Below are 20,681 nucleotides of genomic sequence, written 5' to 3'. Positions count from 1 at the left end.
TTCTCCTCAACGTCCGGGTTCGTCGTTCCACAGCAGCTTGTGCAGCTGCAGCTGGAAACGCACGGGCAGGTTGTCGGCGACGATCCAGTCGGCCAGGTCGGTGGCGCTCACCTGATGGTGGCTGGGCGAGAACAGCACTTCCCCGGCGCGCTCGGCCAGGTTGTACTGAATCAGCTTGGAAACCGCCCAATCGTAGTCCTCGCGGGAACAGATGACGAACTTGACCTGGTCATTGCCGGTCAGCAGCTCGATGTTCTCGTAGCGATTGCGATGGGATTCTTCCGAGCCCGGGGTCTTGAGGTCGACCACGCGGCTGACCCGGGTGTCGACACCACTGATATCGAGGGCGCCGCTGGTTTCCAGCGACACGTCGTAACCGGCATCGCACAGGCGCTGCAGCAACGGCAGCGCGTTGGGCTGGGCCAGCGGCTCGCCGCCGGTCACGCAGACGTAGCGCGGCTTGAAGCCGGCGACCTGCTCGAGGATCGAGTCGAGGGTGCGAATAGTGCCGCCACTGAAGGCGTAGGCACTGTCGCAGTACTGGCAGCGCAGGGGGCAACCGGTCAGGCGCACGAAAACCGTGGGCAGCCCGGCCGTTCGCGTTTCACCCTGCAACGAGTAAAACACTTCGGTGATGCGTAATGTGTCTTGCATGATCGCCACGGGCGTGACAGCTGAACAGGCTGTCCGCCTCCGTCAGGCACTGTCGCGGACTCGACATGGCGTTATCCGCGGCAGCGTGTTTAAGAAAAAAGGGCAGTGATTCTAACGAAAAAACCCGCGACAGGCGCGGGTTTCTTCATCAACGGGTCGCTCAGAGCTTCTGCAGGTCGCGCTGGGCCAGTTGCGCGGCGGAGGTGCCGGGGTACTGGGTGATGACCTGCTGCAGGATGCCCTTGACCTTGTCGGTGTGGCCCATGCGGCGCTCGACATCGGCCAGTTTGTACAGCGAATCCGGCACCTTGCTGTGTTTCGGGTACTTCTGGCCGACTTCGGCGAACGCCTGGCTGGCGCCTTGCAGGTCGCCCTTGGCCAGGTTGACCTCGCCGAGCCAGTACTGGGCATTGCCGGCGTACTGGCTGTTGGGGTACTTGCGCAGAAAGGCGTTGAAGGCCTGGCTGGCCTTGTCGAAGTCCTTCTGCTTGATCAGGTCGAAAGCGGCGTCGTAATACAGCTTCTCTTTCGCCGGATCACCCGGCTCGCTGCTGGCGGCCGGTGGCTGCGCGGCGCTGGCGCCGGCAGCGGCACCCGTGGCTGCGTTGTTCGCGCCACCGGTGGAGGAATTGTCTGGAGTCGCGGCAGGCGCGGCACCGCTGCTGAGGCGGCGGTCGAGATCCTGGTAGCGCTCGAGGTTTTCCTGCTTCATGCGCGACACATCGTTCTGCAACTCTTCGATGATGCCTTGCTGGCGGGAAATCTGGTCCTGCATCTGCTGCAGCTGCATGAACAGCTGGCCATTTGCAGAAGCAGGGGCCGAAGCCCCTGCTCCGGCATAGGCGCCGCTCGTGCCATAACCCGCGGGTGGATAGCCACCCGCGTTGTCATCTACTACGGGAACCGCAGCCCACGCCGAAAGGGGCAGGCTGAGTGCGAGGACGGTTACAGCACGACGGCACATACGCATAAGAACTTACTTACGCAGTTCTACGCGACGGTTTTGAGCCCAGGACTGCTCGTCGTTGCCGGTGGCAACTGGACGCTCTTCGCCGTAGGAAACCAGTTCCAGCTGAGCAGGGGAAACGCCCTGCAGAACCAGGTAGCGCTGAACGGCCTTGGCACGACGCTCACCCAGAGCCATGTTGTACTCGCGGGTGCCGCGCTCGTCGGTGTTGCCTTCCAGGACAACGCGGTTGCCGTTGGACTTCAGGTCCTTGGCGTGAACGTCCAGGGAGCGCATGGCTTCTGGCTTCAGGTCCGAGCTGTCGTATTCGAAGTAGAAGGTGGTGATTGCGCGCAGGGCGGCTTCTTCGCTCAGGGAGCCGTCAACAGCGCCAGTGTTGGCACCGTAGCCAGCGTTCGGATCAACAGCGCCTTCACCAGCGTTGTCACCGCCTTTCGAGGAGCAACCTACAGCTACAGCCATGGCCAGAGCCAGCGCAGCGAATTTACCAAACTTCAGCATTTCCATCGTGAAACTCCTAATGAAACCCCAGTGTGTTAAGCAAAACGTGTTACGCCGCAATCAGTTCAGGTAAGGGGACCAGGACGGTTCTCTGACTTCGCCTTGAGCGGTAGGAAGTGGGAGCCTCACGCGGCCGTTAAGCGACACGAGCATCAAGACTCCCCGGCCCTGCTGGCGGGTGGCGTAGATTAGCATGGTGCCGTTTGGCGCAACAGTGGGAGACTCATCAAGACTGGTCTCGGTGAGAATCTTTACACTTCCACGTTGCAGGTCCTGAGCGGCCACCTTGAAGTTAGTGAAACCCTGCTGGCGATGAATCATCACCAGGGTCTTCTCGTCCGCCGACAGTTTCGGGTTGGCGTTGTAGTTACCCACGAATGTCACGCGCTCGGCGCCACCGCCACCAACCGACTGCTTGTAGATCTGCGGCTTGCCGCCACGGTCGGAGGTGAAGTACAGGGTGTTGCCATCCTTGCCCCAGAACGGCTCGGTATTGATGCCAGGGCCTGCGGTCACGCGGGTGATCTGGCGCGAAGCCACGTTCATCACGTAGATGTCCGGGTTGCCGTCCTTGGACAGCACAAACGCCAGGCGGGTGCCATCAGGCGACCAGGCCGGGGCGCCGTTCAGGCCCTCGAAGTTGGTGATCTGCTCGCGACGACCGGTGTCGATGTGCTGGATGAAGATGCGCGGGCGCTTCTGCTCGAACGAGACATAGGCGATACGCTTGCCATCCGGCGCGAAACGCGGCGACAGGATCGGTTCACGCGACTGCAACAGGGTCACTGCACGGGCACCGTCGTAGTCCGAACGCTGCAGGGTGTAGCGGGTGTTGTTGGTCGAGAAACGCTCGGCAGTCACATACAGCATGCGGGTCGAGAACGCACCCTTGATACCGGTGAGCTTCTCGAACGACTGGTCGGCGATGTAGTGGGCCATGTCGCGCAGCTGGTCGACGCCGCCGGCAACGCTGCCGGTCAGCACTTGCTGCTCGGTGGCGACGTTGAACAGCGCATAGCTCACCTGCAGGCGACCGCCTGCCGGGACGATGCTGCCGACCATGACGTACTGGGCGCCCAGGGCTTTCCAGTCACGGAAGATCACTTCGCTGGCCTGGGTTGGCAAGCTGATCATGTTCTGCCGCGGGATCGGACCATAGTAGCCGGAGTTGCGCAGGTCGTTGCTGATGATGTCGGCCATGTCCTCGGGCAGCACGCTGCCGCCCTGCACGCCGAACGGTACTACCGCAATGGGGGTTGCCCGGTCGCTACCGCTGGTGACCAGGATGTTCTTTTCCTCTGCCATGGCCATGCCTGCCACGCAGCAGAGCAAGACCAGGAGTCCTCTCAGACGTTTAATCACAACGCTAGATCCTCAGGTGTAAATGTCATCTTGAATGAACGATACGGATTGAAATCGCTCGGCTTCAAGCCCTGCATCTCGGTCAACCGACCAATGTTCTTCACCGCGGCCACGGCCGAGCTGTCGAACGGGCCGTCACCGCTGGACTTGGCCACACTCACGTTGGTGATGGTGCCGTCCGGCAGCATGTTGATCTGCAGAACTACCGTCATGCCCTTGCGCGCAGATGGCGGACGCGCCCAACCTTCAGCCGCGCGCATGCGGATCAGGTCGTCGAAGTCGCCGGCCACCTGGTCACCCTGCTCGTCGGCCAGCGCCTGCTGCCGCTCGGTGGTGTCGGACAGCAGCTCGGCAAGCGCCTGGGCCTTCTTGTCTTCCGCCGCCTTGCGGGCCGCTTCCTGTGCCTTTTTCTTCTGGGCGTCTGCCGCGGCCTTTTTCTTGGCCTCTTCAGCTGCCTTCTTCTTCGCGTCCTCGGCCGCCGCTTTCTTCTTGGCGTCCTCGGCAGCTTTTTTCTTCGCGTCTTCGGCGGCTTTCTTCTTCGCCTCTTCCGCAGCTTGTTTCTTGGCTTCTTCGTCGGCCTGTTTCTTGGCCTCTTCCTCAGCCTTCTTCTTGGCGATGTCAGCCTGTTGCTTTTCAGCGGCCTTCTTCGCTTCCTCGGCTTTCTTGGCCTCGGCGGCTTTCTTCTGCTCGGCGGCCTCGGCTTTCTTCGCCTCGGCGGCTTCGCGAGCCTCCTCGGCCTTTTGAGCGGCGTCGGCTTTCTTTTGTTCCGCGGCCTTCACGGCCTCCTGCTCGATCTTCTTCTGTTCCAGCTGCTCGACCTCGGTCTGGCGCGAGGCGGTTTTCTTCGCTTCCCCGGCAATCTTCTGATTGGTCTGGGTGGTCGCCTGGCTCTTGGACTTGAGCTGATAGAGCGTGGCCTGGACGATGGGCTTGGACGGCGGCAGCTCGGGCGTCATGGCAAAGCTGACGAACAGCATGCCGAACACCAGCACATGCAGGCCGATGGCCCAGACACTGGGCCAGAAGTAGCTTTCCGAGGCGGATGGCTCTCGCTGCTGCATCAGGGCGCCTCGGTAATCAGGCCAACGTTACCGACACCGGCCTTCTGCAACCCGCCCATGGCGCCCATGACCGCGCCGTAGTCGACGGCCTTGTCGCCACGGATGAAGACCTGGGTCTGTTTGCCCTGGTCACGGCCGGCGGCGATGATCTTGGTCACCGCACCGGTCATTTCCGGCAAGGTCATGGCCTTGTCCATCTGCTTGTCGGTGTCTACTTCGCTACCAAGGTTCCAGTAGTAGGTCTTGTCGGCCTTGATCGAGATGGTCAGGACCTGGACGTTGTTGTCCTGCGGCAGGGCTTCGCTGGAAACCTTGGGCAGATCCACCTTCACGCCCTGGTTGAGCATGGGGGCGGTCACCATGAAGATGACCAGCAGTACCAGCATCACGTCGATGTAGGGCACCACGTTCATCTCGGCGACCGGCTTGCGTTTGTGGCGAACTCGGGCCATGGGTTTCTACCTGATCACTCTTCGCTGGTGTGTACTTTGCGGTGCAGGATCGCCTGGAACTCGTCGGCGAAGGTGTAGTAGCGGCCAATCAGCACTTCACTGCGCGCGGCAAAACGGTTGTAGGCGATAACGGCCGGGATCGCGGCGAACAGGCCGATCGCGGTGGCGATCAGGGCCTCGGCGATACCGGGAGCCACGGTGGCCAGGGTCGCCTGTTGGGCGCTGGCCAGGCCGCGGAACGAGTTCATGATGCCCCACACGGTACCGAACAGGCCGATGTACGGGCTGGTGGAACCGACGGTGGCCAGGAACGGCAGGCTCTGCTCGAGTTTTTCTTCCTCACGGGAGATAGCCACGCGCATGGCACGACCGACACCTTCCATGACCGCGTCCGGGTCGACGCCCGGTTGCTGGCGCAGGCGCGAGAACTCCTTGAAGCCGGCGCGGAACACCTGCTCGACACCCGAATCCGGGTCGGGGTTGCTACCCGCCTGGCGGTACAGCTTGGACAGGTCGATGCCCGACCAGAAGCGCTCTTCGAAAGCGTCCAGTGCACGACGACCGGCGCGCAGCATGGTGCTGCGCTGGAAGATCATGATCCAAGAGGTCACCGAGGCTGCCACGAGGGTCAGCATTACCAGCTGAACCACGACACTGGCATTGGCGACCAGGCTCCACATGGAGGTATGGTCGACGACGTTTGCTTCCACGCTTATTCTCCTGCGTTCGATTGAGTACCCGTGCCGTCCGCCAGGAACGCGTCGCGCAGCGCTGGGGGAATGGCCCGGGGTTTGAAAGTGTCGGCGCGCACAGCGGCCACCAGGAACTGCCCTTCGCAGAGCAGCACTTCATCCTGTGTTCGCCACACCTGCTGCACGAAGCGCAGGCTGGCACGATTCAGTTCAAGCACTTGCGCGGTCACCCGCAGCTCATCGTCCAGGCGGGCCGGCGCGTGGTAGCGCGCCTCGCTGGAATGGACCACGAACAGCAGGTTGTCCTGCGCCAGCTGGGCCTGGGAGAACCCCAGGTGACGCAGCCGCTCGGTGCGGGCGCGCTCCATGAATTTCAGGTAGTTGACGTAATACACCACGCCGCCGGCGTCGGTATCCTCGTAATAGACGCGACAGCGGTGTGCGAACGGTTCCAGCCCATTTTGCGCGCGCATACTCTAGTGGTTACTCCTGAACTTGCCAATCCGCAGCGGTAACTGTTTTTTCATCAATAATGTCCTATTGCCAGCGAGCCTGCGGCGTGCCAGCGCTAGGACCACGAAATTCCCGATTCGATCTGTCATTCGTCGTCCTGGGCGGCATATTCGCCACCTTCGCAGAAGCGCCCGGGGATGTTCAGGCCGAAATGCAGGTAGGCGTGTCGGGTCACCACGCGGCCTCGCGGGGTACGCATGATGTAGCCCTGCTGGATCAGATAGGGCTCGAGCACGTCCTCGATGGTGTGGCGCTCTTCGCCGATCGCCGCGGCAATGTTGTCGAGCCCCACCGGGCCGCCGTCGAACTTCTCGATCATGGTCAGCAGCAGACGCCGGTCGGAGTGATCGAAGCCACGCTCGTCGACATCCAGCAGGTTCAGCGCCATGTCCGCCACGGCTTTGGTGATCTCGCCCTTGCCACGCACTTCGGCAAAGTCGCGCACCCGCCGCAGCAGGCGGTTGGCGATCCGCGGCGTGCCCCGCGCCCGACGGGCGATCTCGAAGGCACCCTTGTCGTCCATCGGCAGCCCGAGAATACCAGCCGAACGGCTGACGATGGTTGCCAGGTCCTTGTTGCTGTAGAACTCCAGGCGCTGGACGATACCGAAGCGGTCACGCAACGGATTGGTCAGCATGCCGGCGCGGGTGGTGGCGCCGACCAGGGTGAACGGCGGCAGGTCGAGCTTGATCGAGCGCGCGGCCGGGCCTTCGCCGATCATGATGTCCAGCTGGAAGTCTTCCATCGCCGGATAGAGCACTTCCTCGACCACTGGCGACAACCTGTGGATCTCGTCGATGAACAGCACGTCATGAGGTTCGAGGTTGGTCAGCATTGCCGCGAGGTCGCCCGGGCGCTCGAGGATCGGGCCCGAGGTGCTCTTGACCGACACGCCCATCTCCTGGGCAATGATGTTGGCCAGGGTGGTCTTGCCCAGGCCGGGCGGGCCGAAGATCAGCGTATGGTCGAGGGATTCGTTGCGCCCGCGCGCGGCCTGGATGAACAGCGCCATCTGCTCGCGCACCACCGGCTGGCCGATGTAGTCGTCCAGGCGCAGCGGGCGGATCGCGCGGTCCTGGACTTCTTCGCGGTCGCGCCCACTGGCGGCGATCAGGCGGTCGGTCTCGATCACTTGGTAATCATCCCTTTAAGGCTGCGACGGATCAGTTCCTCGCTGCTCAGACCGGCCTTGTCCTTGATCGCGGCAATCGCCTTGCTCGCTTCCTGCGGCTTGTAGCCCAGGGAGACCAGGGCACTGACCGCGTCGGCCTCGGCCGAGGATTCACTGGCAGCCGGCAGCGGGCCGTCGGAGACCAGGGTGAACATCGCCGGGGAGGTTTCCCACGCCTTGAAGCGGTCCTTGAGCTCGACCAGCAGGCGTTCGGCGGTTTTCTTGCCGACACCGGGCACACGCACCAGGACCGATGCATCCTGGGCCTGCACGCAGCGCACCAGCTCGTCCACTTCCAGGCCGGACATCAGCGCCAGCGCCAGCTTCGGCCCTACGCCGTTCAGGCGGATAAGCTCGCGGAACAGCTCGCGCTCGCGCTTTTCCGCGAAACCATAGAGCAGGTGGGCGTCTTCGCGTACCACCAGGTGGGTGTGCACGGTCACTGCCTCGCCGACCTTGGGCAGGCGGTACAGGGTGGTCATCGGCACTTCGAGCTCATAGCCCACGCCGTTGACGTCGATAATCAGGTGCGGCGGCTGTTTTTCCGCCAGGGTGCCACGCAAACGTCCAATCACGTTCCGTTCCTTCCTCTCGGGCGCCGGTCGAAAACCGGTCCACCCTATCAGCAAATGCGCCGGGAGCGCGCGCCACCCGGACAAAATGTGTATCAGCGCATGAAGCGGTTACAGACGCAAGCGCCCGCCGCGCCGCCGCGCCGTCGCCAGCCCATGGGGAATCAGGCTGGAACGGGTATGGGCATGGCACAGGGCGATGGCCAGGGCGTCGGAGGCGTCGATCTGCGGCTTCTGGGTCAGCTTGAGCAGGTGCATGACCATCATCATCACCTGTTCCTTATTGGCCCCGCCGGTACCGGCCACGGCCTGCTTGACCTGGCTGGCGCTGTACTCGGCGATCTCCAGGCCCGCCTCGGCCGCGGCAACGATAGCCGCGCCCCGGGCCTGGCCCAGCTTGAGCGCCGAATCGGCATTGCGCGCCATGAACACCCGTTCGATGCCCATGGTCACCGGGCCATGCTCACGGATGATCTCGCTCACGCCACGAAAGACGATCTGCAGTCGCTCGGGCAGCTCGCCGCCGCCGGTGCGGATACAGCCCGAGGCCACATATTCGCAACCACGGGCGGTCTGGCGGACCACGCCGAAGCCGGTGATGCGCGAGCCGGGGTCGATACCAAGAATCAGAGTCATAGTGCCTGTGGAAAAATTGATGCATCTCGGCAAACTGTGCCGGCCCCTTCGCGGGTAAACCCGCTCCCACAGGTACTGCACCACGTTCAGAGTCGGTGCAGTACCTGTGGGAGCGGGTTTACCCGCGAAAGGGCCGGGACAGGCGCTGACAAATTCAAAGAACCGGCAAGGATCGCCAGAACACCTTAGCCGAGGCTTTCCATGATCTCATCGGAGATCTGCGCATTGGAGTAGACGTTCTGCACGTCATCCAGGTCCTCGAGCATGTCGATCAGCTTGAGCACCTTCTCCGCGCCATCCTTGTCCAGCTCGGCACTGGTGGTCGGCTGCATCACGATCTCGGCGTCCGAGGCCTTGAAGCCAGCCTCTTCGAGCGCATTGCGCACGGCATAAAAGCTGTTGAACGAGGTGAACACCTCGAAGGAGCCGTCGTCGTTGGCCACCACGTCGTCGGCGTCGGCCTCCATCGCGGCTTCCATCAGTGCGTCCTCGTCGACCGCAAGCTCAGCGGCGAAGCTGATCTGCCCCTTGCGCTCGAACAGGTAGGCCACCGAGCCGTCGGTGCCCAGGTTGCCACCGCACTTGGTGAAGGCATGACGCACGGCGGCGGCGGTACGGTTGCGGTTGTCGGTCATGGCCTCGACCATGATCGCCACGCCGCCCGGGCCATAGCCCTCGTAGCTCAGCTCTTCGACGTTGTCGCTTTCGTTGGTGCCGGCACCACGGGCCACGGCGCGATCGATGATGTCGCGGCTCATGTTGGCCCCCAGGGCCTTGTCCAGCGCCAGGCGCAGGCGCGGGTTGGAGGCCGGGTCAGGGCCGCCCTGCTTGGCCGCGACGGTCAGTTCGCGGATCCACTTGGTGAAGACCTTGCCTCTCTTGGCATCCTGGCGCTCTTTGCGGTGCTTGATGTTCGCCCACTTGGAATGACCAGCCATAACGACTCCGAATCCTTGAAACAGAAACAGGTTCCGCCCCGAAGGGCGGAACGTGAAGAATCCTGCGCCTCAAGCGCGGGGGCACCCCGTGACCGAGGCGCCCCGGTCGATCACTCGACCTTGGTCTGCTCGCGCAGACGGATGTGCAGCTCACGCAGGGCCTTGGCATCGACCAGGCCTGGGGCCTGAGTCATGACGCACGCGGCGCTCTGGGTTTTCGGGAAGGCGATCACTTCACGGATCGACTGGGCGCCGGTCATCAGCATGACCAGGCGATCCAGGCCGAAGGCCAGGCCACCGTGAGGCGGCGCGCCGAACTTCAGGGCGTCGAGCAGGAAGCCGAACTTCTCTTCCTGTTCCGCCGCCTCGATGCCCAGCAGGCGGAATACCGCTTGCTGCATCTCTTTACGGTGGATACGGATCGAACCGCCACCCAACTCGGTGCCGTTCAGGACCATGTCGTAGGCACGCGACAGCGCGGTGGCCGGGTTGGCCTCCAGCTCTTCGGGGGTGCACTTCGGCGCGGTGAACGGGTGGTGCAGCGCGGTGAAGCTGCCGTCTTCGTTCTCTTCGAACATCGGGAAGTCGACGACCCACATCGGCGCCCACTCGCAGGTCAGCAGCTCGAAGTCGTGGCCCAGGCGGATACGCAGCGCGCCCAGGGCCTCGCTGACAATCTTGAACTTGTCGGCACCGAAGAACACGATGTCGCCATCCACGGCGCCCACGCGGTCGAGGATGTTGTTGAGGTTGGCCTCGGGGATGTTCTTGACGATCGGCGACTGCAGACCCTCGACACCCTTGGCGCGCTCGTTGACCTTGATGTAGGCCAGGCCCTTGGCACCGTAGATACCGACGAACTTGGTGTACTCGTCGATCTTGCTGCGCGGCATGCTGGCGCCGCCCGGCAGGCGCAGGGCGGTGACGCGGCACTTCGGATCGTTGGCGGGACCGGCGAAGACCTTGAAGTCGACATCCTTCAGCTGGTCGGCGACGTCGACCAGTTCCAGCGGAATACGCAGGTCCGGCTTGTCGGAACCGTAGCGGCGCATGGCTTCTTCGAAGGTCATGTGCGGGAACTCACCGAATTCCAGGTCCAGCACTTCCTTGAACAGCTTGCGGATCATGCTTTCGGTCAGGCCCATGATCTCGGACTCGTCGAGGAAGCTGGTCTCGATGTCGATCTGGGTGAATTCCGGCTGGCGGTCGGCGCGCAGGTCTTCGTCACGGAAGCACTTGGCGATCTGGTAGTAGCGGTCGAAGCCGGCGACCATCAGCAGCTGTTTGAACAGCTGCGGCGACTGCGGCAGGGCGAAGAAGCTGCCAGCGTGGGTGCGGCTCGGCACCAGGTAGTCACGCGCGCCCTCAGGGGTGGCACGGGTCAGGATCGGCGTTTCGACGTCGAGGAAGCCGTTCTCGTCGAGGAAGCGACGGATGCTGCTGGTGATGCGCGAACGCAGGCGCAGCTTGTCGGCCATTTCCGGACGACGCAGGTCGATGAAGCGATAGCGCAGGCGGGTTTCCTCGCCGACGTCGGAGTATTCGTTCAGCGGGAACGGCGGGGTTTCCGCTTCGTTGAGCACCTTCAACTGGTAGCCGAGGATCTCGATGGCGCCGGACGCCATGTTGGCGTTCACCGCGCCGTCAGGGCGCTTGCGTACCTTGCCGGTGATCTGCACGACATATTCGCTGCGCACGCGGTCGGCGGCGGCGAAGGTTTCGGCGCGATCCGGGTCGAACACGACCTGGGCCATGCCTTCGCGGTCACGGATGTCGAGGAAAATCACCCCGCCGTGGTCGCGGCGACGATGGACCCAGCCGCAAAGGGTGACTTCCTGGCCGTCCAGGGACTCGTTCAGTTGGCCGCAATAATGGCTGCGCATCATGATCGTGGTTTCGCTTCTCGTGATTCGTGTGTTCGGTGGAGGTCTTGGCCGCCCAAGGGGCTAATACTGCAAGACCTGGCGGGTGCAATTCAACTCAGTCGGCCTTGTCGCCGCCTGCCAGATTCTTTTTCGCCCCGGTCTTGAAGTCGGTCTCGTACCAGCCGTTGCCACTCAGGCGAAAGCCGGGGACCGACAGCAGCTTCTTCAATGCCGGCGCCTGGCACGCCGGGCAATCGGTCAGCGGCGCGGCACTGATCTTCTGCAACACCTCCATTTGGTGTTCGCAGGATGCACATTGATAGTCGTACAGGGGCATGGGTGTCTCTCGTCAACCACATCGCACGCTGCCCAAGGCAGCAAAGAGCGGGATTATATATGGTAAAGGAGAGCAGCGCAGCCCGGCGATCAGTGCGCGTCTCGCGCTTCCTGCAGCCAAGTGACACAGATCACCCGGACCAGGCCGCTGAAATTCCTCACCCCGCCATGGCGCAGGTGCACCTCGCGATCCACATAGGACAACACGGCGCTCACCGAACAGCGGTTGGCCTGGGCGATACGCTCCAGGATGCGCCAGTAGACCACCTCCAGGCGCAGGCAGGTGGCAAAGCCGTTGAGCCGCACCGAGCGCGACACGGGCCCGGCCTGGGCCATGTCGAAATCCCGCCTGAACGGGTCGAGACGAGGGTTGCCACCCCCCTGCCTTGCATTACCATCGATACCACGCATCGGATCGCCCATCGCACCGCTCCATCGTCACGAAACCACACCCCGTTCGTCAGCCGAATGGGTCCATGACCGTCATGAAGCGCCACCGGCCAGGCCGATAGCAGCGGCAAACCCTTCCCCGCAAACACGCGGGCCCGATACCGCTGGCGGTATCGGGCCCGGATTCACTGGGTAGAACGACAAGCAACCGGCAATCAGTTCCCGTCGAGCAGGACTCGAAGCATCCACGCCGTTTTCTCGTGGACCTGCATGCGCTGGGTCAGCAGGTCAGCGGTCGGCTCGTCACTGACCTTGTCCACCACCGGGAAGATGCTGCGCGCGGTACGCACCACCGCCTCCTGCCCCTGCACCAGCTGGCGGATCATTTCATCGGCAGGCGGCACCCCCTCCTCTTCCTTGATGGAGGAGTGGCGGGCATAGAAGGCGTAGGAACCCGGCGCCGGGAAGCCCAGGGCGCGAATGCGCTCGGCAATCGAATCGACCGCCAGGGCCAGCTCGTTGTATTGCTCTTCGAACATCAGGTGCAGGGTGCGGAACGACGGACCGGTGACGTTCCAATGGAAGTTATGGGTTTTCAGATACAGCACGTAGGTATCCGACAACAGGCGGGACAACCCATCGACGATGGACTTGCGATCTTCTTCACTGATACCGATATCGATTGCCATGAAGCTCCCCTTTCCATAAGGCTTGATCATCAAGCGGGCAGTAAACACTCTAACAAGAGTTTCCGGCTGGCGCATGCGGCACAGGACCGCCCGTGCCAGCCGGTTTGAGAAGCCTGCGTCTTTGCTGTTAAATAGGCACTGTGCCACCCGTGCGGATTGTCAGTGCCGGGTGCATAGGCTGGCCCGCCACGTTTTCGCGCCTACTCGTTCACGCGCACCGTGCGACCAGCTCATCCTGTGATCGGCCTTATCAATGTGAGCCAAACCAATGTTCAAGATCGTCCATCTGGTGACGGGCCTGGCGGCGTTGCTGCTATCGCTCATACCTAGCCTGAAAGCTGACGCAACACCCTTCCTGCAACAACCCGAGGCCGTCTACCTGGCGCTGCTCGGGCTCATCAACCTGGTCATCGCCCCGGTACTGCCGCAGTACTACAAAGGCCTGCGCCAGCAACTGCAACACGCCGCCAGCCTGCTGCTGGTGCTGGCCGTGGTGCTGCAGACCCTCACCCTGCTGGCCCGCCCGGAGCTGGGCAACCTGCCAGCCCTGGCCTGTGCTGTCCTGGCCTGCGCCCTGCACCTGATTGCCAGCTTCGTTCGCGGCACGCGAAAGGCCCGCTCCACCCAGGGCACCTCGCATGACGCAGGCAATCGCGATACCGGCACCGTGAAGTGGTTCAACACGTCCAAGGGCTTCGGCTTCATCTCCCGCGACTCCGGTGACGATATCTTCGTGCACTTTCGCGCCATCCGCGGCGAGGGCCACCGGGTTCTGGTCGAAGGCCAGCGCGTGGAGTTCTCGGTGATGCACCGCGACAAGGGCCTGCAGGCCGAAGACGTGGTCGCCGTCGCGCGCCGCTGACCCTTTGCCGCCGCCGTGCTCAATAATGAGGCGGCGGCGCTTCCTCTCCCCCGCCGCCCTGCTGGCCGGCCATCTCCTCGTAGCGCTTGATCAGCTCCGCCATCTGCAATTGCAAGCGTTCGATCGCCCGGCTCTGCTCGACAATCACATCATTGAGCGCCTGCAAGCTGTCATCCTGGAACGCCTGGCGGGTCTCCAGCTCGATCATGCGCATTTCCAGCTCCTGCGACATCCTCACGCCTCCTTGAAGCTTTCGCCCAGCAGCGCGCGCACTTGCTGGCGAATACCGTCGATCTGCTCCTGGGTGTAGCCGATGGCCGGCACCTTGCCCCACACCGGGGCAGGCCAGGCGGCATCGCCCTGGCGACGCACAATCACGTGCATGTGCAGCTGGCTGACCACGTTGCCCAGGGTCGCGACATTCATCTTGTCGGCGGCGAAGGCATCCTTCAGCGCTTCGGCCAAGGCAGTCGTCTCGACCCATAGCTGCTGCTGGTCCGTGTCCTCGAGCTCGAACACTTCGCTGATATCGGCGCGACGTGGCACCAGGATGAACCAGGGGTAGTTGGCATCCTTGCTCAGCAGCAGGCGGCACAGCGGCAGGTCGCCCAGCACCAGGGAATCCTCCTGCAGACGCGAATCGAGGGTAAACACGGCAAACCTCCTTACAAGCGATTCAGCCCTTCCGAGCGGTCGGGCACAGGCGCGCAAGGATACTCCGCTTCGACCGCTGCCACACCCGTCGACGTCGACCCAGGGCATTTGTGGCACGCGAATGACAACATCAACGCCCCGCTTCGGTAACACTGCGCTACTTTTCGCACCAAAATGATGCCGCTCGTCAGGCCAGCGCCACACATCCTTCACATAAAACAGCCAGGATAAACAATCGACGGTAACACCTTGACTTGGAAGGCAGCTTCACACGCAAACGCAAGGGAGGATCGCACCCCACCGACATACCGGCCGCAGCCCGTGTTTGCGGAGGTTTCCCAGGTCTTTTCGAGGCAAATGTGAAAATTTCATCAAGCGTTCGCGATTTTGAGCACGCTTGTTGCATTCGCTTCACGCCAAGTCGGCACGACCCCTGCATCGCAGGGTGAACGCGACAAATAACAACAGCGGCATCGGATAAACCAGGGAGTTTCACAAGCCGTACTTTGTATTTATACAAATATGACGGTTTCGAGACAGCGCTGGAGTTGTACGCCCTTATATGACAGGCGTGATTTGCGACATGGAGACAACCAACAGCGACATGGCCATAAAGTTACCGAAAGGTTGTTTCTGCCCATATCGCCAAGAATAGTCCGCGTGATATACATTTTCGCCGACATAACAAGAAAGAGCCGGCCCCATAATTAAAATACCCGGGTGCGGCGGTACTCTTCCTAAAAACCAAAGGAGCAAATCACGATGCGCGTGATGAAGTGGAGCATGATCGCCCTGGCCGTAGCGGCAGGGACTTCGCAGCTGGCTGTCGCCTCTTCGCAGGATGAGTCCAAGGGCTTCCTTGAAGACAGCAAACTCAACGTCAAGACCCGGATGCTGTATTTCAGCCGTGACTTCCGCAACAACGACCGGGATGACGAGGGTAACCGTCAGAGCCGCGCCGAAGAGACCGGCCTGGGCTTTGTCGGTACCTACGAATCCGGCTTTACCCAGGGCACTGTGGGCGTAGGCTTCGACGCCGTCGGCATGCTTGGCCTGAAACTGGACAGCGGCAAAGGCCGCGCTGGCACCGGCCTGTTCCCCACCGCTCTCGACGGCCGCTCCCAGGACGACTACTCGAAGGCTGGCGCAGCAGCCAAGTTCCGTATCTCCGACACCGTGCTGAAGGTCGGCGATCAGTTCACCGCCTTGCCGGTGTTTGCTACCGATGACAGCCGCCTGCTGCCCGAAATTGCTCAAGGCGGCCTGATCACCAGCAATGAGATCAAAGGCCTCACCCTGCACGCCGGTCGCTTCACCAGCCTGACCGCTCAAGCAGAAACCAACCGTGACAGTTTCCGCCTCAAGGAAGCCGATGTCCTGGGCGGCACCTACGCCATCACCGATAGCCTGAGCACCAGCGTCTACTACTCGCACGTCGAGGATCACTTCCGTAAATGGTACGGCAACGTCAACTGGGCACTGCCGATCAGCGACAAGCAAGGACTGGTGTTTGACTTCAACATCTATGACACCAAGTCCATTGGCCAGAACCTGACTGGCGCCTGGGTCAAGAAGGCAGACGGCTCCAACAAACTTGACAACATTGCCGCCAGCCTTTCGGCCGCGTACAACATCGGCGCCCACACCTTCACCCTGGCCTTCCAGAAAGTCAGCGGCGACGGCGATTACGCCTATGGCGTAGACGGCGGCGGTACCGTGTTCCTGGCCAACTCCATCGCCCGTTCGGACTTCAACGCCGAAGACGAGAAATCCTGGCAGGCACGCTACGACCTGAACTTTGCCGAGTACGGCATCCCAGGCCTGACCTTCATGACCCGTTACGCCCGCGGTACCGACGCCAAGACCCGCACTACCGATAACGGCTCGGAATGGGAACGCGATATCGACGTTAAATACGTCCTGCAGGAAGGCCCGGCCAAAGACTTGAGCTTCCGCGTACGTCAAGCCACCTACCGCTCCGCAGATGGTGTCTACTACGGCTCCAGCTCGATCGACGAACTGCGCCTGATCGTCGAGTACCCGCTGAGCATCCTGTAAGCCCGCGCTTGCATCGCTCCGCGAATGAAGAAGCCCGGCAATCGCCGGGCTTTTTCTTGGCTGACAGAACCGCGCCAGTGCTGCATTCTGTACGCTTTCGTTTCGCCCCCGTACAATGCGGGGTCATTTCACATTCAGGCAATCGACACGGCCCACCATGCGCACCAGTCAATATTTGCTCGCCACCCAGAAAGAAACCCCGGCCGATGCAGTGGTCATCAGCCACCAGCTCATGCTGCGTGCCGGCATGATCCGCAAACTGGCCTCCGGCCTGTACACCTGGCTGCCGATGGGCCTGCGGGTGATGCGCAAGGTCGAAGCCGTGGTCCGCGAGGAAATGAACGCCGCCGGTGCCCTCGAAGTGCTGATGCCGAGCATCCAGCCGGCCGAACTGTGGCAGGAATCCGGCCGCTGGGAGCAGTACGGCCCCGAGCTGTTGCGCCTGAAAGACCGTCACCAGCGCGACTTCTGCGTCGGCCCGACCCATGAAGAGGTCATCACCGACCTGGCGCGCAACGAGCTGTCCAGCTACAAGCAGCTGCCGCTGAACATGTACCAGATCCAGACCAAGTTCCGTGACGAGATCCGTCCGCGCTTCGGCCTGATGCGCGGCCGCGAGTTCATCATGAAGGACGCCTACTCCTTCCATGCCGACCAGGCTTCCCTGCAGGAAACCTACGACCGCATGCACCTGGCGTACTCCAACATCTTCACCCGCCTGGGCCTGGACTTCCGTCCGGTGCAGGCCGACACCGGCTCCATCGGTGGCAGCTACTCCCATGAATTCCACGTGCTCGCCTCCTCCGGCGAGGACGACGTGATCTTCAGCGACAGCTCCGACTACGCCGCCAACATCGAGAAGGCCGAGGCCATCCCGCGTGAAACCGTGCGCCCGGCCCCGACCGAAGAGCTGCGCCTGGTCGACACCCCGAATGCCAAGACCATCGCCGAACTGGTGGAAAACTTCGGCCTGGCGATCGAGAAGACCGTCAAGACCCTGATCGTGCATGGCGCCGAGGAAGGCAAGCTGGTCGCCCTGATCGTCCGTGGCGACCACGAACTCAACGAGATCAAGGCCGCCAAGCTGGAGCAGGTCGCCGACCCGCTGGTGATGGCGTCCGACGCCGAGCTGCGCGCCGCCATCGGTGCCGGCGCAGGCTCCCTCGGCCCGCTGAACCTGCCGCTGGAGTGCATCATCGACCGCTCGGTCGCCCTGATGAGCGACTTCGGCATCGGCGCCAACATCGACGACAAGCACTACTTCGGTGTGAACTGGGAGCGCGACCTGCCGGTTCCACAAGTTGCCGACCTGCGCAACGTGGTCGAAGGCGACCCGAGCCCGGACGGCCAGGGCACCCTGGTAATCAAGCGCGGCATCGAAGTCGGCCATATCTTCCAGCTCGGCACTAAGTACAGCGAGGCGCTCAAGTGCCAGGTGCTGGGTGAGAACGGCAAGCCTGTCGTGCTGTCCATGGGCTGCTACGGCATCGGCGTGTCCCGCGTGGTCGCTGCCGCCATCGAGCAGAGCTATGACGAAAAAGGCATCATCTGGAACGACGCCCTGGCACCGTTCCAGATCGCTCTGGTACCGCTGCGCTACGAAACCGATGTGGTCCGCGAAGCCACCGACAAGCTGTATGCCGAACTGACCGCCGCCGGCTTCGAAGTGCTGCTGGACGACCGCGACAAGAAGACCAGCCCCGGCATCAAGTTTGCCGACATGGAGCTGATCGGCATCCCGCACCGCATCGTCGTCAGCGACCGCGGCCTGGCCGAAGGCAACCTGGAGTACAAGCACCGCACCGAATCGGAGGCTCAGGCACTGCCGCTCGCGGACGCGCTGTCCTTCCTGCAGGCCCAAATCCGCCGCTGATAACCCGTTACGCGAGTGATCATGTCCAAGCGAAGTACCTACACCCTGGGGGGCGCCGCACTGTGCGGCGCCCTGTTCCTCAGCGGCTGCGCCAACCAGATGTCCCAGCGCAGCGACCATGAGGAGCGCGTCGAGCGCAAGCTGCTCGAGCACAGCCTGCAGATCGACGTCGGCGAGCCGAAGGTGATGGAGCTTCCGCAACGGCGTGTGCGCATCCATGAACTCAAGCGCTTCGAGGTCACCGAGTTCGAGGTGACCCGCCGCTACGACCGCTACACCCCCTACCAACCCTGGCGGGAGATCTACGAGATCCCGCTTGGTGCGGTAGCGGTGGTGGCCGGTATCGGCGCCAACGTGGTCAACGTGTTCGCCCTGGGCAACCTGCCTGACAGCGTCACCCACGACTGGCTCAGCTATGGCGTGGCAGGCGTCAACCCGTTCATGAACGTGCCGTCCAACGGTCGCGCCCAGCAGAACCTGGCCGGTATCGACGAGGTCGAGAAGGGCAAGCGCGAGGAGTCCATCAGCCTGCCGTGGAACGAGCGCCTGGTTGAGGTCAAAGCCGGCAAGATGACCCACGAGCTGACCACCGACAAGAACGGTGTGCTGCGCCTGAACCTGCTCGACAGCCCGTTCTCCGAGCAGAACCTCAACCATATCGGCACCCTGCACCTGCAGGTGGCCGACGAGGAAAACCAGGTGCGCGGCGACGCCAGCCTGCTGGTCAGCGGCAACCTGCGTGGCAAGCTGCTCGAGGCTCACGAGCTGATCTTCGACGATCTCGAGGACGATGATGTCGGCCAGTGGGTGCATCGGGTCAAGCGCCTGTCGGAGCTGGGCCTGGAAGAAGAAGCCAGTGAACTGGAGCAGAGCCTGATCGAGCTGACCCGCAACGATCCGGAACTGCAACAGGAATTCCTGCAGACCCTGACCAAGGCCACCGGGCGCCTGGTAGCCGATCCAGGCGTGCAGTAAACAGAAAAGGGGCTGCTTTGCAGCCCATCGCGGGGCGAGCCCGCTCCTACAGGTCCTGTGTTGGCTTTGTAGGAGCGGGCTTGCCCCGCGATGGGCCGCAAGGCGGCCCCTCTTCTATTTATCGTCGAACAACTCCAACTGCTCATGCGCCCCGCGCAGATCACGCAGCCTCACCCCCACCCCCAGCAACCGCACCGGCTTGCCACCCCGGGCAAACGCCTGGCTGAGCAACTGACGGTAACTCTCCAGATCCCTTCCCGCCCCCGCCTGCTCCATCGTGGTCTGGCTGAAGTCATGGAACTTGACCTTGACGAAGGGCTTGTCGGGCCGATAGCTGCTGTCCATCCGCGCTATCCGCTCGTTCAGGCTGACCAGTAGCTCCGGCAGTTTTTCCAGGCAGCTGTTCAGATCAGGCAAGTCCTGGTCGTAAGTGTTCTCGACACTCACCGACTGCCGCCGGCTGTCGTTCTGTACCGCACGCTCGTCGATCCCCCGCGCCAGCCCCCACAGCCGCTCGCCGAAACTGCCGAACTCGCGAACCAGCGCCAGCCGCGACCAGTCGCGCAGCGACAGGCAGGTGTCGATCCCCAGGCGCGAGAGCTTGTCCGCCGTCACCTTGCCAACCCCGTGCAAGCGCGCCACCGGCAGGTGGGAAACAAACTCTTCCACCTGATCCGGAGTGATGACGAACAGCCCGTTGGGTTTACGCCAGTCACTGGCGATCTTGGCCAGGAACTTGTTCGGCGCCACCCCGGCGGACACCGTGATGTGCAGTTGCTGGGCCACCCGCCGACGAATGTCCTCGGCAATCCGCGTGGCGCTGCCGGCAAACCACTGGCTGTCACTGACATCCAGGTACGCTTCATCCAGGGACAACGGCTCGATCAACTCGGTGTAATCGCGAAAGATCGTGTGGATCTCCCGCGACGCCTCGCGATAGGCCTCGAAGCGCGGCTTGACGATCTCAAGGTCCGGGCACAATTTCATGGCATGTCCGGACGCCATCGCCGAACGCACGCCATAGGCACGCGCTTCATAGTTACAGGTGGCGATCACCCCGCGCTGCCCCGGCTGCCCACCCACCGCCATGGGGCGACCGACCAGGCGCGGGTCGTCACGCATCTCGATGGCGGCGTAGAAACAGTCACAATCAATATGGATGATCTTGCGCAGGGACATGGACGACAGCCACTACTGTAAATTCATACAGATAGTATCCCATGCCCCCACCACTAAACAGTCTGTGCAGGACGATCGGCCTGAAAGCCCCGTCGCGACTGAGGCGCACCCCGATCTGAAGCGCTAAGGGTTTGAACAAAAAAGGTTTTTTTGAACTAAATACTTGACACCACGAAGGAAATCCGTAGAATTCGATCTCACAGGCGCGGGATGGAGCAGCCTGGTAGCTCGTCGGGCTCATAACCCGAAGGTCGTCGGTTCAAATCCGGCTCCCGCAACCA

23 protein-coding genes and 1 tRNA gene are annotated in these 20,681 nt (G+C 62.5%); 5 read left to right on the top strand and 19 right to left on the bottom strand.

Features of this window, described 5'->3' with window-relative positions; genetic code table 11:
* Positions 1-6 precede the first annotated feature (6 nt).
* From queE to LU671_RS24335, 16 genes are all read right to left on the bottom strand, one after another.
* Positions 7-654 carry a 7-carboxy-7-deazaguanine synthase QueE gene (queE, locus tag LU671_RS24410; RefSeq protein ID WP_050704519.1) on the bottom strand — a complete coding sequence of 216 codons (648 nt, stop codon included), beginning with the start codon at positions 652-654 and terminating at the stop codon, positions 7-9.
* A 160-nt stretch (positions 655-814) separates the two neighbouring features.
* Positions 815-1,624: a tol-pal system protein YbgF gene (gene ybgF, locus LU671_RS24405; protein ID WP_050704480.1), complete on the bottom strand. Its 810-nt coding sequence runs from the start codon at positions 1,622-1,624 to the stop codon at positions 815-817.
* A gap of 6 nt (positions 1,625-1,630) precedes the next feature.
* On the bottom strand, positions 1,631-2,128 hold the full coding sequence (gene pal / locus LU671_RS24400) for a peptidoglycan-associated lipoprotein Pal (protein WP_011535152.1): 498 nt from the start codon (positions 2,126-2,128) through the stop codon (positions 1,631-1,633).
* Positions 2,129-2,182: 54 nt separating this feature from the next.
* A complete protein-coding gene (gene tolB, locus LU671_RS24395; protein WP_050704479.1) occupies positions 2,183-3,433 on the bottom strand; it encodes a Tol-Pal system beta propeller repeat protein TolB in 1,251 nt (416 codons plus the stop codon).
* Positions 3,434-3,480: 47 nt separating this feature from the next.
* The gene (gene tolA / locus LU671_RS24390) at positions 3,481-4,545 is read right to left on the bottom strand and encodes a cell envelope integrity protein TolA (RefSeq protein WP_232857163.1); all 1,065 of its coding nucleotides are present in this window, start codon (positions 4,543-4,545) and stop codon (positions 3,481-3,483) included.
* Positions 4,545-4,997 carry a protein TolR gene (gene tolR / locus LU671_RS24385; protein WP_011535155.1) on the bottom strand — a complete coding sequence of 151 codons (453 nt, stop codon included), beginning with the start codon at positions 4,995-4,997 and terminating at the stop codon, positions 4,545-4,547. The genes tolA and tolR overlap by 1 nt, the downstream gene beginning before the upstream one ends.
* A 14-nt stretch (positions 4,998-5,011) precedes the next feature.
* Positions 5,012-5,707, bottom strand: a complete 696-nt coding sequence (gene tolQ / locus LU671_RS24380; RefSeq protein ID WP_023628695.1) for a protein TolQ — start codon at positions 5,705-5,707, stop codon at positions 5,012-5,014.
* A gap of 2 nt (positions 5,708-5,709) precedes the next feature.
* A complete protein-coding gene (gene ybgC, locus LU671_RS24375; RefSeq protein WP_232857162.1) occupies positions 5,710-6,162 on the bottom strand; it encodes a tol-pal system-associated acyl-CoA thioesterase in 453 nt (150 codons plus the stop codon).
* A 125-nt stretch (positions 6,163-6,287) separates the two neighbouring features.
* Positions 6,288-7,334, bottom strand: coding sequence for a Holliday junction branch migration DNA helicase RuvB (gene ruvB / locus LU671_RS24370; RefSeq protein ID WP_203651256.1), 1,047 nt, complete (start codon positions 7,332-7,334; stop codon positions 6,288-6,290).
* Positions 7,331-7,948 (bottom strand): Holliday junction branch migration protein RuvA, encoded by a 618-nt coding sequence (ruvA, locus tag LU671_RS24365; RefSeq protein WP_232857161.1) that lies wholly within the window; start codon positions 7,946-7,948, stop codon positions 7,331-7,333. The genes ruvB and ruvA overlap by 4 nt, the downstream gene beginning before the upstream one ends.
* A 108-nt stretch (positions 7,949-8,056) precedes the next feature.
* Positions 8,057-8,581 (bottom strand): crossover junction endodeoxyribonuclease RuvC, encoded by a 525-nt coding sequence (gene ruvC / locus LU671_RS24360; RefSeq protein ID WP_050704476.1) that lies wholly within the window; start codon positions 8,579-8,581, stop codon positions 8,057-8,059.
* Between the two features lie 185 nt (positions 8,582-8,766).
* Entirely contained in the window at positions 8,767-9,519 is a 753-nt protein-coding gene (locus tag LU671_RS24355; protein ID WP_050704475.1) for a YebC/PmpR family DNA-binding transcriptional regulator, read from the bottom strand.
* 110 nt (positions 9,520-9,629) lie between these two features.
* On the bottom strand, positions 9,630-11,405 hold the full coding sequence (gene aspS, locus LU671_RS24350; protein ID WP_203651246.1) for an aspartate--tRNA ligase: 1,776 nt from the start codon (positions 11,403-11,405) through the stop codon (positions 9,630-9,632).
* 94 nt (positions 11,406-11,499) lie between these two features.
* Complete coding sequence (locus LU671_RS24345) at positions 11,500-11,721, bottom strand: FmdB family zinc ribbon protein (RefSeq protein WP_050704473.1); 222 nt, start codon at positions 11,719-11,721, stop codon at positions 11,500-11,502.
* A gap of 89 nt (positions 11,722-11,810) precedes the next feature.
* The gene (locus tag LU671_RS24340) at positions 11,811-12,143 is read right to left on the bottom strand and encodes a ribbon-helix-helix domain-containing protein (protein WP_203651244.1); all 333 of its coding nucleotides are present in this window, start codon (positions 12,141-12,143) and stop codon (positions 11,811-11,813) included.
* A gap of 182 nt (positions 12,144-12,325) precedes the next feature.
* Complete coding sequence (locus LU671_RS24335) at positions 12,326-12,799, bottom strand: Dps family protein (RefSeq protein ID WP_084854477.1); 474 nt, start codon at positions 12,797-12,799, stop codon at positions 12,326-12,328.
* 268 nt (positions 12,800-13,067) lie between these two features.
* Between LU671_RS24335 and LU671_RS29480 the strand changes: the two genes are divergently transcribed.
* Positions 13,068-13,661, top strand: coding sequence for a cold-shock protein (locus LU671_RS29480; RefSeq protein ID WP_269806812.1), 594 nt, complete (start codon positions 13,068-13,070; stop codon positions 13,659-13,661).
* 19 nt (positions 13,662-13,680) lie between these two features.
* Here LU671_RS29480 and LU671_RS24325 read toward each other — a convergent pair whose 3' ends face one another.
* A complete protein-coding gene (locus LU671_RS24325) occupies positions 13,681-13,893 on the bottom strand; it encodes a SlyX family protein (protein ID WP_232857160.1) in 213 nt (70 codons plus the stop codon).
* Between the two features lie 2 nt (positions 13,894-13,895).
* Positions 13,896-14,315, bottom strand: coding sequence for an HIT family protein (locus tag LU671_RS24320; RefSeq protein WP_232857159.1), 420 nt, complete (start codon positions 14,313-14,315; stop codon positions 13,896-13,898).
* 762 nt (positions 14,316-15,077) lie between these two features.
* Here LU671_RS24320 and LU671_RS24315 point away from each other — a divergent pair.
* The 3 genes from LU671_RS24315 to LU671_RS24305 all read left to right on the top strand — a co-directional run bounded on the left by LU671_RS24315 (position 15,078) and on the right by LU671_RS24305 (position 19,221).
* Positions 15,078-16,373 carry an OprD family porin gene (locus LU671_RS24315; RefSeq protein ID WP_232857158.1) on the top strand — a complete coding sequence of 432 codons (1,296 nt, stop codon included), beginning with the start codon at positions 15,078-15,080 and terminating at the stop codon, positions 16,371-16,373.
* A 157-nt stretch (positions 16,374-16,530) separates the two neighbouring features.
* A complete protein-coding gene (locus LU671_RS24310) occupies positions 16,531-18,246 on the top strand; it encodes a proline--tRNA ligase (RefSeq protein WP_203651240.1) in 1,716 nt (571 codons plus the stop codon).
* A 21-nt stretch (positions 18,247-18,267) separates the two neighbouring features.
* The gene (locus LU671_RS24305) at positions 18,268-19,221 is read left to right on the top strand and encodes a hypothetical protein (protein ID WP_203651239.1); all 954 of its coding nucleotides are present in this window, start codon (positions 18,268-18,270) and stop codon (positions 19,219-19,221) included.
* A gap of 114 nt (positions 19,222-19,335) precedes the next feature.
* On the opposite strand, the gene dinB is transcribed toward LU671_RS24305, so the two are convergent.
* On the bottom strand, positions 19,336-20,394 hold the full coding sequence (dinB, locus tag LU671_RS24300) for a DNA polymerase IV (RefSeq protein ID WP_203652607.1): 1,059 nt from the start codon (positions 20,392-20,394) through the stop codon (positions 19,336-19,338).
* A gap of 210 nt (positions 20,395-20,604) precedes the next feature.
* Here dinB and LU671_RS24295 point away from each other — a divergent pair.
* Positions 20,605-20,681, top strand: a tRNA-Met gene (locus tag LU671_RS24295).

Source organism: Pseudomonas sp. NMI760_13, assembly GCF_021283245.1.
Lineage (GTDB): Bacteria > Pseudomonadota > Gammaproteobacteria > Pseudomonadales > Pseudomonadaceae > Aquipseudomonas > Aquipseudomonas peradeniyensis.
Note: the sequence above shows the minus strand (reverse complement) of the source record. Positions and strands in the feature narration are given on the sequence as shown.

Coding starts and splice junctions, on each gene's coding strand:
- queE (WP_050704519.1), bottom strand. CDS start 654: ATGCAAGACACATTACGCATCACCGAAGTGTTTTACTCGTTGCAGGGT.
- ybgF (WP_050704480.1), bottom strand. CDS start 1,624: ATGCGTATGTGCCGTCGTGCTGTAACCGTCCTCGCACTCAGCCTGCCC.
- pal (WP_011535152.1), bottom strand. CDS start 2,128: ATGGAAATGCTGAAGTTTGGTAAATTCGCTGCGCTGGCTCTGGCCATG.
- tolB (WP_050704479.1), bottom strand. CDS start 3,433: ATGGCCATGGCAGAGGAAAAGAACATCCTGGTCACCAGCGGTAGCGAC.
- tolA (WP_232857163.1), bottom strand. CDS start 4,545: ATGCAGCAGCGAGAGCCATCCGCCTCGGAAAGCTACTTCTGGCCCAGT.
- tolR (WP_011535155.1), bottom strand. CDS start 4,997: ATGGCCCGAGTTCGCCACAAACGCAAGCCGGTCGCCGAGATGAACGTG.
- ybgC (WP_232857162.1), bottom strand. CDS start 6,162: ATGCGCGCGCAAAATGGGCTGGAACCGTTCGCACACCGCTGTCGCGTC.
- ruvC (WP_050704476.1), bottom strand. CDS start 8,581: ATGACTCTGATTCTTGGTATCGACCCCGGCTCGCGCATCACCGGCTTC.
- LU671_RS24355 (WP_050704475.1), bottom strand. CDS start 9,519: ATGGCTGGTCATTCCAAGTGGGCGAACATCAAGCACCGCAAAGAGCGC.
- aspS (WP_203651246.1), bottom strand. CDS start 11,405: ATGATGCGCAGCCATTATTGCGGCCAACTGAACGAGTCCCTGGACGGC.
- LU671_RS24345 (WP_050704473.1), bottom strand. CDS start 11,721: ATGCCCCTGTACGACTATCAATGTGCATCCTGCGAACACCAAATGGAG.
- LU671_RS24340 (WP_203651244.1), bottom strand. CDS start 12,143: ATGGGCGATCCGATGCGTGGTATCGATGGTAATGCAAGGCAGGGGGGT.
- LU671_RS24335 (WP_084854477.1), bottom strand. CDS start 12,799: ATGGCAATCGATATCGGTATCAGTGAAGAAGATCGCAAGTCCATCGTC.
- LU671_RS29480 (WP_269806812.1), top strand. CDS start 13,068: ATGTTCAAGATCGTCCATCTGGTGACGGGCCTGGCGGCGTTGCTGCTA.
- LU671_RS24325 (WP_232857160.1), bottom strand. CDS start 13,893: ATGTCGCAGGAGCTGGAAATGCGCATGATCGAGCTGGAGACCCGCCAG.
- LU671_RS24315 (WP_232857158.1), top strand. CDS start 15,078: ATGCGCGTGATGAAGTGGAGCATGATCGCCCTGGCCGTAGCGGCAGGG.
- LU671_RS24310 (WP_203651240.1), top strand. CDS start 16,531: ATGCGCACCAGTCAATATTTGCTCGCCACCCAGAAAGAAACCCCGGCC.
- LU671_RS24305 (WP_203651239.1), top strand. CDS start 18,268: ATGTCCAAGCGAAGTACCTACACCCTGGGGGGCGCCGCACTGTGCGGC.